Source organism: Acidovorax sp. GW458-11-26-14-TSB4 (assembly GCF_059423865.1).
Map to the genome: position 1 here is coordinate 18,468 of NZ_JBWKYR010000019.1, position 15,649 is coordinate 34,116.

Consider the following 15,649-nt stretch of genomic DNA (forward strand, 5'->3'; position numbering starts at 1 on the left):
GATGCCGCGTTCTGGCGCGGTGCTTGCTTTCACCGGTACAGGCGCCATCTGCCCCCTCGGCGCTGTATCCTGATGCACCTCACCATGTCCGACACCCCTGCCCCGCCCATCGACACCGCTGAATCCCTGCGCCACGGCACCTACGAGGACGCCCAGGCCATCTTCGCGGGCACCCTGTTCGTGGCCATGGCGCTCATGCTGTTCAACCAGGCCGGCCTGCTGGTGGGCGGCACGGCGGGCATTGCCTTCCTGGCGCACTACGTCACCGGTGTGTCGTTCGGCAAGCTGTTCTTCCTGGTGAACCTGCCGTTCTACTGGTTCGCCTGGACGCGCATGGGCCGCGAGTTCACGCTCAAGACCTTTGTCTCGGTGGCGCTGCTCTCGGGGCTCACCGAGCTGTTTCCGCACGTCATGCACGTGGACTACCTGAATCCGCTGTTCGCCTCGCTGCTCGGTGGGCTACTGCTGGGCACGGGTTGCCTGTTCCTCGCGCGCCACCGCTCCAGCCTGGGCGGCGCCACGGTGCTGTCGCTGTACATGCAGGACCGCTACGGCATCCGCGCGGGCAAGGTGCAGATGGGCATCGACGGCGCCGTGGTGCTGATGGCGCTGTTCATCGTGCCGCCCGAGCGGGTGGCGTACTCGGTGCTCGCGGTGCTGGTGATGAGCGGCTTTCTCTGGATCAGCCACCGCCCCGGGCGCTACGTCGGTCATTGACCGGTGGGCGGCTCCGCACCTTCCAGCTCGCGCAGCCAGCGCCACAACGTGGAGCGGCTCACGCCCAGGCGCTGCGCGGCCTCGGCGCGGCGGCCACCCGCCAGTTCCATGGCCTGGGCCACGCGCTCGGCCAGCGGCATGTCCGTGGCGCCTTGCACACCAGGCTGCGCGAACAGCTCCGGGCAGTCGTGCGCCAGCTCGGCGTAGCGCACGTCGCCCACCCGGTCGAACTGCAGCAGAAACACGGCGATGCGCTCGGCCAGGTTCTCCAGCTCGCGCACATTGCCCGGCCAGTCATAGCTGGTGAGCAGCGACAGCAGCGGCGCCAGCGCGGCGGCGGCGTCCAGGGGCGAGCCCAGCCGTGCCAGGCAGCGCGCCACCAGTGGCGTGGCGATGGCCGGGATGTCCTCGCGCCGCTCGCGCAGCGCGGGCAGGGCCAGGCGCAGCGTGTTCAGGCGGTAGTACAGGTCCTGGCGGAAGCGCTGCGCCGCGATCAGCTCCACCAGCGGCTGGTGCGTGGCGGCGATCACGCGCACGTCGATGGGGATGGGCGCGGTGGCGCCCAGGCGCATGATCTCGCGCTCCTGCAGCACGCGCAGCAGGCGCGTCTGCAGCGGCAGCGGCATGTCGCCGATCTCGTCCAGAAACAGCGTGCCCGTGTGCGCGGCCTCGAACAGCCCGCGCTTGCCGCCCCGGCGCGAGCCGGTGAAGGCGCCTTCCTCATAACCGAAGAGCTCGCTCTCCAGCAGTGATTCGGGGAAGGACGCGCAGTTGACCGCCACGAAGGGCCTTCCTGCGCGGCTGCTGTCGTTGTGCATGGCCTGGGCGAACAGCTCCTTGCCCACGCCGCTCTCTCCCGTGATCAGCACCCCCAGGTCGGTGCGCGCAAAGCGCCGCGCGCTGGCGATGGCGCGCTGCAGCGCCGGGCTGGTGCCGGCCAGGCTGCCAAAGCCGTGGCGCGCCGCATGCTGCTGGCGCCGCTGCATCATGCGCAGGCTGGTGTCGGCCGCCTGGATGGTGCCCGCGTCGTACAGTGTGAGCGCCGCGCCCACGATCTCGCCATGCTCGCGGATGGGGGTGCGGTGGGCCACCCAGTCGCGCTGCGCGAAGCGCTGGGCCACGGCGCGCTCCTGCAGGCCGCTGTCCAGCGTGGCGCGCAGTGAGAGCGCGGGCTGCAGCGCATCGAGCGCCTGGCCCTGCACGCGCAGCCCAGGGCCGCCCAGCAGCTGCTGCATGGGCGGGTTCACGGCGATGATGCGGTCCTGCCGGTCCACGGCGACCACGGCCTCCTGCAGGTTGTGCAGCACGCTGTGCAACTGCTCGTAGCGGCCGGCCTCCAGCCGCGCCACGCGCGCCAGTTCCAGCGCATCGTCGAAGCCCTTGCGGATGCTGGCCAGCGAATACGCCAAAAGGCCCACCAGACCGGCCTCCTCGGCCAGCTCCACCACCAGGCTGGAGCCGACGATGACCGTGAAGCCCTCGCGCCGCAGCGCCTCGAAGCGCTGGCGCGCGTCGTCCGGCGTCTGGTAGGCGTGCTGGCTGATCTCGATGTTGAGCAGGTCCTTCACGGCCTCCAGTTCGGGGATGGTCTGCCCGTACATCACCACGCCCACGCGTCCCGCGATGCGCCGGGCCTTGATCAGCGCCTGCAGCAGATCGAAACCACCCAGCTGGATGGTGGCCACCGGCGCGCGCAGCCCCGCGCGCAGGATGCTGGCGTTCGAGCCCGCGCTCACGAAGGCGTCCACCACGCCGCGCTCCACCCGGTCCTGGGCAATCGCCAGTGCCCCGCCGAAGGTGCCGTCCACGACCTCAATCTGCGCGCGGCCCGCGTACTCGGCCACCACCGGCATGGCGAACTCGCGGATCTGCCGGTAGCTGAGAAAGCACAGGCGCGGCAGGTCCGTGGGGGTGAACGGGGGCAGTGCCATGCGTGTCTCCTGAAACGTTTTATTGTTTCATAGATGTTGCATGAAACGCGTTGTTGCCATCGTGATTTTACAAAATCCAATGAAATCAACCACTTGTGGCCTTGCATGGGGCTGGCACGCACCGTGCAAACAGGCAGCGTACTCAACGAACAAGGAGACACCCGACGTGGCACTCGAACACATCACCGTGCTGGACCTGACCCATATGCTGTCTGGCCCCTACGGCACCATGCTGCTGGCCGACCTGGGGGCGCGCACCATCAAGGTGGAGCCGCCCGGCAGCGGCGAAGGCACGCGCCGGCTGCTGGAGAACGACCCCGACTACTCGCGCGAAGGCATGGGCGCCTACTACCTCACGCTCAATCGCAACAAGGAAAGCGTGTGCGTGGACCTCAAGTCCCCCGCGGGGCGCGAGGTGTTCCTGGACCTGGTGCGCCAGGCCGACGTGGTGTTCGACAACTTCAGCGTGGGCGTGACCGAGCGCCTGGGCATCGACTACAAGGCACTGTCGCAGGTCAACCCGCGCATCGTCACCTGCTCGGTCACGGGCTTCGGCCAGACCGGCCCGCAGACCCAGCGCCCGGCCTTCGACCAGGTGGTGCAGGCCATGGGGGGCGGCATGTCCATCACCGGCACGCCGGCCACCGGGCCCACGCGCAGCGGCATCCCCATCGGCGACCTGGGCGGCGGCATGTTCGGCGCCGTGGGCGTGCTGGCCGCGCTGGTGGAACGCGACCACACCGGGCGCGGCCAGCATGTGGACATCTCCATGCTGGACGCGCAGATCTCGCTGCTCAACTACATGGCCACCATGTACTTCATGTCGGGCCATGTGCCCGAGGGCATCGGCAACGGCCACTTCGTGCACGTGCCCTACAACAGCTACCCCACGGCCGATGGCCACATCATCATCGCCTGCATCGGCGACGCCTTTTTCGAGCGCTTCGTCGAATGCATCGGCCTGGATGCCCTGCGCAAGCCAGAATACCGCCAGCAGCCCGTGCGCTTCGCGGCCAAGGCCGAGATCGATGCACTGGTGGGCGCCGAGCTGCGCAAACAGGGCACCGAGCACTGGCTGGAAGTGCTGCGCGCCGCGCGCATCCCCTGCGGCCCGGTGAACAACTTCGCCCAGGCCCTGGCCGACCCGCAGGTGCTGGCGCGCGACATGGTCGTCACGGTGCCTTTGCCCAGCGGCGAGGCCATGCGCATGCCGGGCAACCCGGTCAAGCTCTCGGGCGCGCAGCCCAAGGCCTTCACGCCGCCGCCGCGCCTGGGCGAGCAGACCAGCGAGGTGCTGGGCGGCTGGCTGGGCTACCCGGCCGAGCGCCTGGCGCGGCTGCGCGAAGACGGCGTGATCGCGTGAGGGGGCGCCATGGGTGACAACCACATCCACATCACCGACGTAGCCCCGCGCGATGGCCTGCAGAACCAGGCCGTGCACCTGTCCACCGATGCCAAGCTGCAGCTCATCGCCCTGCTGGCCGAGGCCGGCGTGCAGAGCGTGGAGGCGACGAGCTTCGTCTCCCCCAAGGCCGTGCCGCAGATGGCCGACGCAGGCGAACTGGTGCCGCGCATCGCCGCGCGCTGGCCGCAATTGCGCACCTCGGTGCTGGTACCCAACCTCAAGGGGTTGGAGCGCGCCCATGCCGTCGGCGCGCAGGAGATCGCCGTGGTGCTCTCCGCCACCGAGACCATGAACCGCAAAAACATCAACATGGGCCTGGCGCAGGCGCTCGACGTGAGCGAGCAGACCCTGGCCGCGGCCCAGGCGCTGGGCCTGCGCACACGCGCCTACGTGGCCGTGGCCTTCGACTGCCCCTTCGAAGGCGAGACACCGCTGGCCGAGGTGCTGCGCCTGGCCGCGCGCATGCATGCGGCCGGCGCGGGCGAGGTGGTGATTGCCGACACCATCGGCTCTGCCTCGCCAGGCATGGTCAAGGAGCGCTTTGCGGCGCTGCGCGACGTGGTGCCATTGGAGCGCCTGGCCGTGCACCTGCACGACACGCGCGGCATGGGCGCGGCCAACGCCTGGGCCGCGCTGGAGGCCGGCGTGCGCCGCTTCGACGCCAGCGTGGGTGGCATCGGCGGCTGCCCCTTCGCGCCCGGTGCTGCCGGAAACCTGGCGACCGAGGACCTGGTGCTGCTGGCCGAGCGCAGCGGCTTTGCCACCGGGCTCTCGCTCGACGCGCTGCTCTCGGCCGTGGACTTCGCGCAGGAGCAATTGCAGCGCCCCCTGGGCGGCCGCTCCATCGCCTGGCTGCGGCGCCAGCGCGACAAGCGCCGCGAGGCCGAGCCGGTGCCCGCCTGAAATGAAACACCCCCTGAGTCGCTTCGCGCCTTCACCCCTCTCTCATATTGCTTCGCAATCTGGGAGGGGGACGCCCCCAGCGCAAGCGCTGGATACGCCGCCTTCGCGGCGGGGCGGCCCTTGCGCGGGGGCACTTGCCTGCGCCGCGCCAGTTTTATGCGTCGCGGGCGGCGCGCAGCGCAATGAAAAACTGATACCAACCATTCCATTCAAACTACACCTGGAGACAAAACGCATGGACATGCATCCATCCCTTTCGAACACCACCCGCCGCACCGCCCTGGCCGCCATCGCCGCCTGGGGGGCCAGCCCGCTCATCGGCGCCCATGCCCAGGAGCGCAAGTACCCCAGCAAGCCCGTGACCATCGTCGTGCCGTACTCGGCCGGGGGCGGTACCGACATCGTGGGCCGCCTCATGGCGCAGCGCCTGTCCGAGGTCTGGGGCCAGTCGGTGATCGTGGACAACCGCACCGGCGCCAACGGCGTGATCGGTTCGAGCTATGTGGCCAAGGCCGCGTCCGACGGCCACACCCTGCTGCTGGTGGTGGGCTCGCACGCCATCAACCCCGTGCTCATGAAGAGCCTGCCCTACGACACGGCCAAGGCCTTCACACCGGTGACCAACATCGCCAACTCGCCCATGGTGCTGGTGGTGGCGGCCGACGGCCCCTACAAGCAACTGCCCGACCTGCTCAAGGCAGCGCGCGAGAAGGAGGTTCCCGTGGGTTATTCGGAAGGCCAGACGCGCCTGACCGGCGAACTCATCCGCCAGTCGGGCAACCTGCAGATCACGGGCGTGCCCTACAAGGGCGGCGCGCCCATCATGGTGGACATCATCGGCGGCCACCTGCCAGCTGGCGTGACCAGCGTGCTCACGGCCTTGCCCCACATCCATTCAGGCAAGCTGCGCGTGGTGGGCGTGGCGGCCGAGCAGCGCATGGGCATCTTTCCCGAGGCCATGACCTTCAAGGAGGCGGGCCTGGCTGGCGTGCAGTCGCTCAACTGGTACGGCATGTTCGGCCCGGCCGGCCTGCCCGACGCGGTGGTCGATCGCATCAACCAGGACCTGCGCAAGGTGGCGGCCGACCCGGCCGTGACCAAACAGATGCAGGACCAGGGCGCCAGCATCGTGCTCACGCCACCCGCGGAGTTCCGCCGCTTCGTGGAGGGCGAGACCCGCAAGTGGGCCCAGGTGGCCCAGCGTGGCGGCATCAGCGCCGAGTAAGGCCGACAACGCCACGTGCCCGCACCATGCGCCACCAGAGCGCAGGGCACGTTGGCTTTTTTTAAAAATCAAGGAGACAAATCATGACGAATCGACTGCTGTCGCGGCGTGCCGCCGCTGGCCTGGCCGCGCTGTGCCTGCTGACCGGGCCAGCCCTGGCCCAGGATTACCCGAACAAGCCCATCCGCCTCATCGTGCCCTTTGCGCCGGGCGGGGTGACAGACACCGGCGCCCGCGTGGTGGCCGAGCGCCTGGGGGCCCGCCTGGGCCAGCAGGTGGTGGTGGACAACCGGCCCGGCGCATCGGGCAACATCGGCACGCAGATGGGCGCCACGGCGGCGCCCGACGGCTACACCCTGGTGGTGGGCTTCGACGGCACCATGGTCATCAACCCCCATGTGTTCGCCAAGGTGCCCTTCGACACGCTCAAGGACTTCGCCCCGGTCAGCAAGATCGGCGATGCGGCGCTGGTCATCGTCACCCACCCCTCGGTGCCGGCCAAGGATTTCGCGGCGCTGGTCGCGCATTCCAAGGCCACCGAGGGCGGCATCTCCTACGGCAGCGCGGGCACGGGCAGCACGCCGCACCTGGCGGGCGAGTTGCTGCGCGTGCGCACCGGCGCCAAGTTCGTGCACGTGCCCTACAAGGGCGGCGGCCAGGCGCTGGCCGACGTGGTGGGCGGCTCGCTGCCCATGCTGTACACGGCCGTGGCGGGGGCCTACCCCTTCATCCAGCGCGGCCAGGTGCAGGCCATTGCCGTGTCCACCGCGCAGCGCCTGCCCTCGCTGCCGGCCGTGCCCACGGTGGCCGAGTCGGGCGTGCCCGGCTTCGAAGTCAATTCGTGGATCGGCATCCTTGCGCCCGCGAAGACGCCCACGGCCATCGTCGAGCGCCTGCAGCGCGAGCTCAATGCGGTGGTGCAGTCGCCCGACGTCAAGGAGCGCCTGGCCGGGCTGGGCATCGTGGCCTCGGGCAACACGCCGGCCCAGTTCCGCAGCGAGATCGAGGCCGACCTGCGCAAATACGGCGAGGTGGTGAAGGCGGCCAACATCCGCGCCGAATAGGCTCAGAAGCGGTACAGGTAGCCGGCCGTCACCGCTGGCTGGCTCGACCGGTTGACCAGCGGGCTGTCCTTGATGGCGCTGCCCAGTCGCGTGGCGCTCACGTCCACGAACATCCACTGACGCGGCGCCAGCGTGTAGCCCACGCGCACGCCGGCCTGCAGGTTCACGGCCGAGCTTCCTTCATACGCCGGGCGGCCCAGCCGGGCCTCGCCTGCCTGTACGCCATAGTAGTAATCCACAGTCTTGCGGTCCTGCTGCTGCAGCGCCAGGCGCGGCGTGATGTCCCAGGCGCCTTGCTGGAAGCGGCGCTCGGCCTTGAGCGAGAACTGGCGCCCCTTGCTGTGGCCCGAGGCGTCACCCAGCAGCTCGGCCGAGAGCTGCACGGGTCCCGCATCCCAGGTGGCGGCGGCACCCAGCCACAGGCTGCCCTTGCGCTCGTGCATGCCGGCCAGCCAGGGCGAGTCCTCGGCCTCGTAGCCCTCGAAGCCGAAGCGCGAGCGCAACCGCAGGCCTACGGGTCCCAGCGAGGGCAGTTTCAAATCCACCCCGGGGCCGGCAATGCTGATCCAGCGGTTCTCGTAGGTCAGCAAGGGCAAGGGTTGCAGCTTGTCGTCGAAATCGCGGTAGGGCTTGCGGTCGGCGCTGACGGCCAGGCCCAGGCCCCAGGTGGAGGCTGCGCCTGCCTCCTGCGCCTGGGCGCTGGCAGGCGCCAGAAAGGGCAGCGTGGCGGCCAGTGCCGCCAGGAGGCGGATCGATGAATGCGGGAGGCGAAGCGTCATGGTCTCGGTTTCCACAGAAAGAAAGGGATTCGGGGCAGGGCGTACCTGCGTGGACAGGGGGCCGCCGCGGTGGTAGCTTTGCCGCGGCAGGCCGGTGGACTGTAGGAAGGCTTTCTTAGCCTGCCGTTAGCCACCCTGCGTGGCGCTGCTCACGGCCGGCTAAGAATCCCGCGCTAGGCTTGCGCTGCCCCATTTTCCTCAAGGAGACCCCCGTTGCGCGCATTGCTGGTGGAAGACGACGATATGATCGGGCGCGGCCTCACGCACGCGCTCAAGGGCGCGGGCTGGTCGGTGGACTGGGTGCGCAATGGCGAGCTGGCCCACAGTGCCCTGGCCGATGGCGACTACAGCTGCGTGCTGCTGGACCTGGGCCTGCCCGGGCTGGACGGCACCGAGGTGCTGCGCCGTGCGCGCTCGCGCGGCGACCTCACGCCGGTGGTGGTGCTCACGGCGCGCGATGGGGTCGAGGACCGCGTGCTCGGGCTCGATACCGGGGCCGACGACTACCTGCTCAAGCCTTTCGAGATGACCGAGTTGCTGGCGCGCATGCGCGCCGTGGTGCGCCGGCGCAGCGGGGCCGCCCAGTCGCTGCTGGGCAACGGTGCCGTGCAGCTGGACCTGGCCACGCGCGAGGTGCTGCAGGATGGCGTGCGTGGCGCCCTCACGGCACGCGAATTCGCGCTCTTGCATGCGCTGCTGGAGCGGCCCGGGGCCATCCTCTCGCGCGAGCAGCTCGAGAACCGCATCTACGGCTGGGGCGAGGAGGTCAGCAGCAATGCCGTGGACGTGCTCATCCACGGCATGCGCCGCAAGCTCGGGCCCGATGCGATCCGCAACGTGCGCGGCCTGGGCTGGCGAGTGGCGGCGCCATGACGGGCCCAGTGCCCGAGGCTGCGCCCCGCTGGTACCGCCCGCGCTCGCTGCGCGGGCAGATCCTGCTTTGGCTGGCCCCCTGGGTGCTGGCGGGTGCCTTGGTGGCGGGCGGGGCCTTCTGGGCCAGCTACAGCGCGCTCATCCATACCTTCATGCAGTACCAAATGGAGATACTGGCGCGCTCCCACCTGGCGGGCGGTCCGGCCGGTCAGGGCGATGCGGTCGAGCTGCTGCCCCCGCTCAGCCGCACCCATATCGTGGAATGGGGTGCCTTCGTCGTGCAGGTCTGGTCGGCCGATGGCCGTTTGCTCGCCACCTCCGGCCCTGAGATCGGCGTGCCCCTGCAGGCGGCAACGGGCCACCAGCGCCTGCGCACCCGTGATGCCTGGGCGCCTGGATGGCGCGTCTACACCACGTCCCCGGGTGGGCAGTACCAGCACCGCGTGCAGGTGCTGCAAAGCGAACAGTTCCTGCAGGAGGAGGTGGCCGTGCGCACTCTGTACGCCATCGTTCCCCTGGCCTTGCTGGTGCCTGCGCTGCTGTTCACGCTGTGGCGGGTGGTGGGCCGCGCGTCGCGCTCGCTGCGCGCCGTGGCCGATGAGGTGGCCGAGCGCAACGACCGCAGCCTGGGGGCCATACCCATGGGCCGTGTGCCCGAAGAGATCGTGCCGCTGGTCGGTTCGTTCAATGCCCTGCTCGCGCGGCTGGAGGAGGCCTTTGCGGCCCAGCGCCGCTTCGTGCAGGATGCCGCGCACGAGCTGCGCACGCCCATGGCGGCCATGGCGCTGCAGATGGAGAACCTGCAGCCGCTGCTGCCCCCGGGCGATGCGCAACAGCAATTCGCCCAGCTCGATGCCGGCATGCGCCGGGCCCGGCACCTGATCGGCCAGTTGCTGCGCCTCTCGCGCCAGGAAGCCCCGGCGTCGGTGCAGGCGCCCGCGGAGCCGGTGGACATCAAGGCCCTGCTGCGCGAGAGCGTGGGCCAGCTCATGCCGCTGGCGGACCAGCGGCGCATAGAGGTGGGCTTCAGCGGTGCCTGCGCCGTGCGCGTGAATGCCGTGGCCAGCGATCTGCGCAGCGTGTTCGACAACCTGCTGGACAACGCGCTGCGATACACCCCCGAGGGCGGCAGCGTCGAGGTGCGCCTGCACCTGCTGGCGGGCGGCCCGGCGGTGGACATCGTCGACACCGGGCCCGGCATACCGCCCGAACTGCTGGAGCGGGTGTTCGACCGCTTCTTTCGCGTGCCCGGTGCCGCCGCCGACGGCAGCGGCCTGGGCCTGGCCATCACCCGGGCGGCGGCGCTGCGCCACGGACTTCGGATAGAACTGCGGGCGCGCGAGGACGGGGTGGCGGGCCTGGTGGCGCGGGTGCACCTTGCTCACGCTGGTGTCAGCCGGGGCTAATGCGGGCCTGAGTCGCGCTGCCTAGAGTGGATGGACTCCCATCCCTTCAAGGTTCTGCGATGAAGACACGCCTCTTTTCCTCTCCTGCCCTGGCCTGGTCCTGGGCCCTGCTGGCGCTGTCGGCGCTGGCCATCGGCCTGTTTTCGCTGCGCTATGCGCTGCCCGGCACGCCCCTGCCGTCGGACCTGCCCAGCCTCGCGCTGTGGCCCCGGCCTTTCGTCGTGCATGCGGTCAGCGCCTCGCTGGCGCTGGTGCTCGGGCCGCTGCAGTTCGTGCCAGCCTGGCGTGCGCGCTTTCCCGCCCTGCACCGCTGGACGGGGCGGGCCTATGTGCTGTCTATCCTGGTCGCCTGGCTGAGCTCGCTCCCCCTGGCATGGGACGCGATGTCAGGGTGGGTGGCGGCCCTGGGCTTCTTCGCACTGGGCGCCGCATGGATCGTGACCACCGGCATGGGCCTGGCGTTCGCCCTGCAGCGGCGCTTGGCCGAGCACCGGCGCTGGATGCTGCGCAGCTTCGCGCTCACGGCCGCCGCCATCACGCTGCGCATCTACCTGGGCGCCAGCATGGCGGCCGATATTGATGAAGAGCTGTCCTACCCCGTCATCGCCTGGCTGTGCTGGGTGCCCAATGCGCTCGTGGCCGAGTGGTACCTGCGGCGCCAGGGCCGCACGTAGCGCCCGCAGGCGCTGCAGTTCCCGTAAGGCTCAGCGCACGCGCATGCCCGGCGTGGCGCCCGGCCAGGGGTTGAGCACGTAGATGCCGGGCTGGGTCTTCTCGTCGCCATGGCTGGCGGCCAGCACCATGCCTTCGGACACGCCGAACTTCATCTTGCGCGGTGCCAGGTTGGCCACCATCACCGTGTGCTTGCCGATCAGCTCGGCCGGCTGGTAGGCGCTGGCGATGCCGCTGAAGACATTGCGCGTGCGGCCTTCGCCCACATCCAGCGTCAGGCGCAGGAGCTTGGTCGAGCCTTCCACCGGCTCGCAGTTCACGATCAGCGCGATGCGCAGGTCGATCTTGGTGAAGTCGTCGATGCCGATGGTGGGAGCCAGTTCCTCACCGCCGGGTGCGGCCGCTTCAGGTGCCGCAGCTTCCGGTTGTGCCGGCGCTTCGAACAGTGCGTCGAGCTGCTCGGGCGCCACGCGCTGCATCAGGTGCTGGTAGGGGGCGATGGCCTGCACGTCGCCGGCCACGGTCCAGCGCTGCATGTCGCTGCCGACAAAGGCTTCCACCGCGCGGGCCAGGCCCGGCAGCACCGGGGCCAGGTAGCGCGTGAGCACGGCAAAGGCGTTGATCAGCACCGAGCACACCTGGTGCAGGGCCTCGTTGTTGGCGGCGTCCTTGGCCAGGTCCCAGGGCTTGTTCTGGTCCACGTAGGCATTCACCTTGTCGGCCAGCAGCATGATCTCGCGCGTGGCCTTGCCGAACTCGCGTGCCTCGTACATCTGGGCCAGCGCATCGCCCGCGCCGCGGATCTCGGCCAGCAGGGCTGCGCCATCGGTGCCGAACTGCGTGGTGAGCTTGCCCTCGAAGCGCTTGGTCAGAAAGCCCGCCGCGCGGCTGGCGATATTGACGTACTTGCCGATCAGGTCGCTGTTCACGCGCGCCATGAAGTCGTCGGCGTTGAAGTCGATGTCTTCGTTGCGGTTGGACAGCTTGGCCGCCAGGTAGTAGCGCAGCCACTCGGGGTTCATGCCCAGGCCCAGGTACTTGAGCGGGTCCAGGCCCGTGCCGCGGCTCTTGCTCATCTTCTCGCCGTTGTTCACGGTGAGGAAACCGTGCACGAACACGTTGTCCGGCGTCTTGCGGCCGGAAAAGTGCAGCATCGCGGGCCAGAACAGCGTGTGGAAGGTCACGATGTCCTTGCCGATGAAGTGGTACTGCTCGGTGTCGGGCGCGGCCATGTATTCGTCGAAGCTGCGGGTGTCGCCATGCTTCTCCTTGGGGCCGCCCTTGTCGAACCAGTTCTTGAGCGAGGCCAGGTAGCCCACGGGCGCATCGAGCCAGACGTAGAAGTACTTGCCCGGCGCATCGGGGATCTCGATGCCGAAGTAGGGTGCGTCGCGCGAGATGTCCCAGTCGCCCAGGCCTTCGCTGGTGGTGCCGTCCGGGTTGGTGCGGACGGTGAACCACTCCTTGATCTTGTTGGCCACCTCGGGCTGCAATTTGCCGTCCTGGGTCCAGTTTTCGAGGAACTCCACGCAGCGCGGGTCCGAGAGCTTGAAGAAGAAGTGCTCCGAGCTCTTGAGCTCGGGCTTGACGCCCGACAGGGCCGAGAACGGGTTGATCAGGTCGGTGGGTGCGTAGACGGAGCCGCAGACCTCGCAGTTGTCGCCGTACTGGTCCTTGGCATGGCACTTGGGGCACTCGCCCTTGATGAAGCGGTCGGGCAGGAACATGTTCTTCTCGGGGTCGAAGAACTGCTCGATGGTGCGGGTCTCGATCAGCGAGCCGTCGGCGCGGTCGCGCAGGTCGCGGTAGATCTGGCGCGCCAGCTCGTGGTTTTCCGGGCCGTCGGTGCTGTGCCAGTTGTCGAAGCTGATGTGAAAGCCATCGAGGTACTGCTTGCGGCCGGCCGCGATGTCGGCCACGAACTGCTGGGGCGTCTTGCCGGCCTTCTCGGCCGCGATCATGATCGGCGCCCCGTGCGTGTCGTCGGCACCGACGAAGTTGACCGCGTGGCCCCGCATGCGCTGGAACCGCACCCAGATGTCGGCCTGGATGTATTCCATGATGTGGCCGATGTGGAAATTGCCGTTGGCATACGGCAGGGCGGTGGTGACGAAGAGCTTGCGTGCGGATGACGTCATGGGTCGTACTTTCTCGGGCGGAACCCATGATTTTAGGCGCTCGGGACCACCTTGGGCCTGGCAGGGGCAGATGCCACAATGCCCGGCTCAAGAACAAAGGGGGAGACAGGCATGGCCAAGATGCGCTGGGGCAGGCTGGCAGGGGGATTGGGGATCGCTGTGCTGGCGGGGGCCGCCTACCTGGCGTGGTGGCCGGTGCCCATCGCACCCGTCGTCTGGACGGCACCCCCCGCGCCCGGCTACCAGGGCGTGCATGCCCCCAACCAGCGCCTGGCCGGGCTGCGCATGATCGACCTGAAGGGCGAGATCGGCCCCGAGCACATCGCCGTGGGCCGGGACAGCAAGCTCTACACCACGGTGCTGAGCGGCAATATCCTGCGCATGAACCCCGACGGAACGGACCAGCAGGTGTTCGCCAACACCGGCGGGCGCGTGCTGGGCTTCGACTTCGACGCGGCAGGCAACCTGATCGCGGCCGATGCGGTCAAGGGCCTGCTGTCCATCGGCCCCGACGGCAAGGTCAGCCTGCTCACCGACAAGGTCGGCAATGACCCCATCCGCTATGCCGATGGCGTGGTGGTGGCAAAAAGCGGCAGGATGTATCTGAGCGATGCCTCCACCCGGTTTGCGCCCAAGGACTGGGGCGGCACCTTCGAGGCCAGCGTGCTCGACATCCTGGAGCAAGCCAGCACCGGCCGAGTGCTCGAATACGACCCCGCCACCCGCGTTACGCGCGTGGTGGCCCGGGGCATCAGCTTCGCCAATGGCGTGGCGCTGAGCCGGGACGAGCAGAGCCTGTTCGTCAACGAGATCGGCAAGTACCGGGTGTGGAAGATCGCGGTGGACGCGAGGGATCTGGACATCGGCAGCGCGCCGCCGGGCCCGCAGGCGCGAGTCCTTCTCGACAACCTGCCCGGCTACCCCGACAACCTCATGCGCGGGCAGGACGGGCGCATCTGGATGGGATTTGCCAAGCCGCGCGGCGCCGCCATCGACAACATGGCCGGCAAGCCCTGGCTGCGCAGCCTGACCTTGCGCCTGCCGCGCGTACTGTGGCCCATTCCCAAACCTTATGGCCACGTGATCGCCTTCACCGACGATGGAAAGGTGGTGGCCGATCTGCAGGACCCGGCGGGCGCCTACCCTGAGAGCACGGCCATTACCGAGACGGCGGACCGGCTGTATGTGCAGAGCCTGCATGCGCACGGCCTGGGCTGGCTGCCCAAGGATGTGCTCAAGGCGCCGTAGGCGCGCTGTCCGTGTGCAGGCGGGTTTGTACTTCAGCGCCTGTATCCGTCCAGCCAAAGAATTGGCATACCTCGGTGCGCATGGCCAGCGTGTCTTCGCGGCCCAGGGCCATGAGTTCGCGCGTGTAGCCCGACTCGAACAGCAGGTAGCTGGCCAGGGCTGCGCCGCGCACGTCGGCCATGTTGGAGGTGACGCCCAGGGCGCCCAGCATGGCGCGCACGGGGGTGGGCAGATTGCCCACATGGCGGGCGGCCACGGCGTCCAGGCGCTGCGAGGGGGCGATCACCAGCAGTTCGATGGGGCGCAGGGCACTCCTGGCGCGCACCTCGGGCGGGATCAGCGAGAGCGTCTGGTTCACGCGCTGCACGCGCTCCACGTCGACCGAGAGCGCGTCGAGGAAGATGTTGGACAGCGCATGCCCTGCGATCTGCGCCAGCGAGGGGTAGGTCGGCGTGGGGTTGGCCGAGGCATCACCCTTGGGCTCGTGCATGCGGCCTGCGCCCACCACCAGGATGCGCTCGGCCCCGAGGTGGATGGCCGGCGCGATGGGCGCCGACTGGCGCATGGAGCCATCGCCGAAGTACTCCATGTGGTCGCCCATGCTGATGGGCTTGGCCGGGAACACGAAGGGAATCGCCGAGGAGGCGAGCAGGTGCTCGTGCGTGATGCGGTCGCGCGCCGCCTTGCGCTGCGAGCGCACCCAGGGCTGCAGCGGGGCGTTGGTTTCGAAGAAGGTCACGTGCTCGCCCGAGCTGTAGCTTGACGCCGTGACCGCCAGCGCCGTGAGGTGCCCCTTTTTCAGCAGGCGCGGCAGGCGCACCAGCGGCACCAGCCGCACCAGCAGTTTTTCGAGCGGCGAGTTGTCGAGCAGCGAGCGCGGGCGCATGCGGCGCCAGCGCGCCAGGGCCCAGCCCAGCGACAGCAGCGACAGCCAGCGCGCGCCGCTGCGCAGCACGCTCAGCGAGTCGGCCCGGTACACCTGCTGGGCATGGAAGTCGCGCCACACGCGGGCGATGCGGCGCACGGCCCGGTCGAAGTTGTCGGCCCCGCAGGCCAGCGCCGCCGCGTTGATGGCACCGGCCGAGGTGCCGGTGATGATGGGAAAGGGGTTGGGCTCGTCGCCTGCGCCACAGGCCTGGCGCAGGTCGGCGATGGCTTCGAGCACGCCCACCTGGTAGGCCGCTCGGGCTCCGCCGCCCGTCAGCAGCAAGCCCGTGGCGGGAGGGGCTGGCGGGGCAGGGCTGTCGGGTGGGTGCATCGGCGCGTGCGTGGGTGGGGTCAACGGCAA

General features: G+C 69.3%; 13 protein-coding genes. 9 read left to right on the forward strand and 4 right to left on the reverse strand.

Going from position 1 to position 15,649, the window contains the following annotated elements:
* Nucleotides 1-84 precede the first annotated feature (84 nt).
* Nucleotides 85-717: a YitT family protein gene (locus AC07X5_RS26260; RefSeq protein ID WP_409957736.1), complete on the forward strand. Its 633-nt coding sequence runs from the start codon at nucleotides 85-87 to the stop codon at nucleotides 715-717.
* Here the strand turns inward: AC07X5_RS26260 and prpR are convergent.
* Complete coding sequence (gene prpR / locus AC07X5_RS26265; RefSeq protein WP_494772521.1) at nucleotides 711-2,648, reverse strand: propionate catabolism operon regulatory protein PrpR; 1,938 nt, start codon at nucleotides 2,646-2,648, stop codon at nucleotides 711-713. The two genes, AC07X5_RS26260 and prpR, sit on opposite strands and share 7 nt — an antisense overlap.
* 166 nt (nucleotides 2,649-2,814) lie before the next feature.
* On the opposite strand from prpR, the gene AC07X5_RS26270 reads away from it, so the two are divergent.
* The 4 genes from AC07X5_RS26270 to AC07X5_RS26285 all read left to right on the forward strand — a co-directional run bounded on the left by AC07X5_RS26270 (nucleotide 2,815) and on the right by AC07X5_RS26285 (nucleotide 7,245).
* Nucleotides 2,815-4,011 (forward strand): CaiB/BaiF CoA transferase family protein, encoded by a 1,197-nt coding sequence (locus AC07X5_RS26270; RefSeq protein ID WP_494772522.1) that lies wholly within the window; start codon nucleotides 2,815-2,817, stop codon nucleotides 4,009-4,011.
* A gap of 9 nt (nucleotides 4,012-4,020) precedes the next feature.
* Complete coding sequence (locus AC07X5_RS26275; RefSeq protein WP_494772523.1) at nucleotides 4,021-4,956, forward strand: hydroxymethylglutaryl-CoA lyase; 936 nt, start codon at nucleotides 4,021-4,023, stop codon at nucleotides 4,954-4,956.
* 235 nt (nucleotides 4,957-5,191) lie between these two features.
* Nucleotides 5,192-6,181 carry a tripartite tricarboxylate transporter substrate binding protein gene (locus tag AC07X5_RS26280; RefSeq protein WP_494772524.1) on the forward strand — a complete coding sequence of 330 codons (990 nt, stop codon included), beginning with the start codon at nucleotides 5,192-5,194 and terminating at the stop codon, nucleotides 6,179-6,181.
* Between the two features lie 83 nt (nucleotides 6,182-6,264).
* Nucleotides 6,265-7,245, forward strand: a complete 981-nt coding sequence (locus AC07X5_RS26285) for a Bug family tripartite tricarboxylate transporter substrate binding protein (protein WP_494772525.1) — start codon at nucleotides 6,265-6,267, stop codon at nucleotides 7,243-7,245.
* Nucleotides 7,246-7,247: 2 nt separating this feature from the next.
* Here AC07X5_RS26285 and AC07X5_RS26290 read toward each other — a convergent pair whose 3' ends face one another.
* Nucleotides 7,248-8,024 carry a MipA/OmpV family protein gene (locus tag AC07X5_RS26290; protein ID WP_494772526.1) on the reverse strand — a complete coding sequence of 259 codons (777 nt, stop codon included), beginning with the start codon at nucleotides 8,022-8,024 and terminating at the stop codon, nucleotides 7,248-7,250.
* 213 nt (nucleotides 8,025-8,237) lie between these two features.
* On the opposite strand from AC07X5_RS26290, the gene AC07X5_RS26295 reads away from it, so the two are divergent.
* The 3 genes from AC07X5_RS26295 to AC07X5_RS26305 are packed head-to-tail and all read left to right on the forward strand — an operon-like array spanning nucleotide 8,238 to nucleotide 10,977.
* On the forward strand, nucleotides 8,238-8,897 hold the full coding sequence (locus AC07X5_RS26295; protein WP_007861256.1) for a response regulator: 660 nt from the start codon (nucleotides 8,238-8,240) through the stop codon (nucleotides 8,895-8,897).
* Complete coding sequence (locus tag AC07X5_RS26300) at nucleotides 8,894-10,303, forward strand: sensor histidine kinase (protein WP_494772527.1); 1,410 nt, start codon at nucleotides 8,894-8,896, stop codon at nucleotides 10,301-10,303. Before AC07X5_RS26295 ends, AC07X5_RS26300 begins: the two co-directional genes overlap by 4 nt.
* A 59-nt stretch (nucleotides 10,304-10,362) precedes the next feature.
* Nucleotides 10,363-10,977, forward strand: a complete 615-nt coding sequence (locus AC07X5_RS26305) for a DUF2306 domain-containing protein (RefSeq protein WP_494772528.1) — start codon at nucleotides 10,363-10,365, stop codon at nucleotides 10,975-10,977.
* 30 nt (nucleotides 10,978-11,007) lie between these two features.
* Here AC07X5_RS26305 and metG read toward each other — a convergent pair whose 3' ends face one another.
* Nucleotides 11,008-13,113: a methionine--tRNA ligase gene (metG, locus tag AC07X5_RS26310; protein ID WP_494772529.1), complete on the reverse strand. Its 2,106-nt coding sequence runs from the start codon at nucleotides 13,111-13,113 to the stop codon at nucleotides 11,008-11,010.
* Between the two features lie 111 nt (nucleotides 13,114-13,224).
* Here metG and AC07X5_RS26315 point away from each other — a divergent pair, with 111 nt between their 5' ends.
* Nucleotides 13,225-14,361 (forward strand): SMP-30/gluconolactonase/LRE family protein, encoded by a 1,137-nt coding sequence (locus tag AC07X5_RS26315; protein ID WP_494772530.1) that lies wholly within the window; start codon nucleotides 13,225-13,227, stop codon nucleotides 14,359-14,361.
* Here AC07X5_RS26315 and AC07X5_RS26320 read toward each other — a convergent pair.
* The gene (locus AC07X5_RS26320; protein ID WP_494772531.1) at nucleotides 14,348-15,619 is read right to left on the reverse strand and encodes a patatin-like phospholipase family protein; all 1,272 of its coding nucleotides are present in this window, start codon (nucleotides 15,617-15,619) and stop codon (nucleotides 14,348-14,350) included. The genes AC07X5_RS26315 and AC07X5_RS26320 overlap by 14 nt on opposite strands.
* Nucleotides 15,620-15,649: the final 30 nt, after the last annotated feature.

Excerpts from the sequence above, each read along its gene's own strand:
- AC07X5_RS26260 (WP_409957736.1), top strand. The coding sequence starts at position 85 with ATGTCCGACACCCCTGCCCCGCCCATCGACACCGCTGAATCCCTGCGC.
- prpR (WP_494772521.1), bottom strand. The coding sequence starts at position 2,648 with ATGGCACTGCCCCCGTTCACCCCCACGGACCTGCCGCGCCTGTGCTTT.
- AC07X5_RS26275 (WP_494772523.1), top strand. The coding sequence starts at position 4,021 with ATGGGTGACAACCACATCCACATCACCGACGTAGCCCCGCGCGATGGC.
- AC07X5_RS26280 (WP_494772524.1), top strand. The coding sequence starts at position 5,192 with ATGGACATGCATCCATCCCTTTCGAACACCACCCGCCGCACCGCCCTG.
- AC07X5_RS26285 (WP_494772525.1), top strand. The coding sequence starts at position 6,265 with ATGACGAATCGACTGCTGTCGCGGCGTGCCGCCGCTGGCCTGGCCGCG.
- AC07X5_RS26290 (WP_494772526.1), bottom strand. The coding sequence starts at position 8,024 with ATGACGCTTCGCCTCCCGCATTCATCGATCCGCCTCCTGGCGGCACTG.
- AC07X5_RS26300 (WP_494772527.1), top strand. The coding sequence starts at position 8,894 with ATGACGGGCCCAGTGCCCGAGGCTGCGCCCCGCTGGTACCGCCCGCGC.
- AC07X5_RS26305 (WP_494772528.1), top strand. The coding sequence starts at position 10,363 with ATGAAGACACGCCTCTTTTCCTCTCCTGCCCTGGCCTGGTCCTGGGCC.
- metG (WP_494772529.1), bottom strand. The coding sequence starts at position 13,113 with ATGACGTCATCCGCACGCAAGCTCTTCGTCACCACCGCCCTGCCGTAT.
- AC07X5_RS26315 (WP_494772530.1), top strand. The coding sequence starts at position 13,225 with ATGGCCAAGATGCGCTGGGGCAGGCTGGCAGGGGGATTGGGGATCGCT.
- AC07X5_RS26320 (WP_494772531.1), bottom strand. The coding sequence starts at position 15,619 with ATGCACCCACCCGACAGCCCTGCCCCGCCAGCCCCTCCCGCCACGGGC.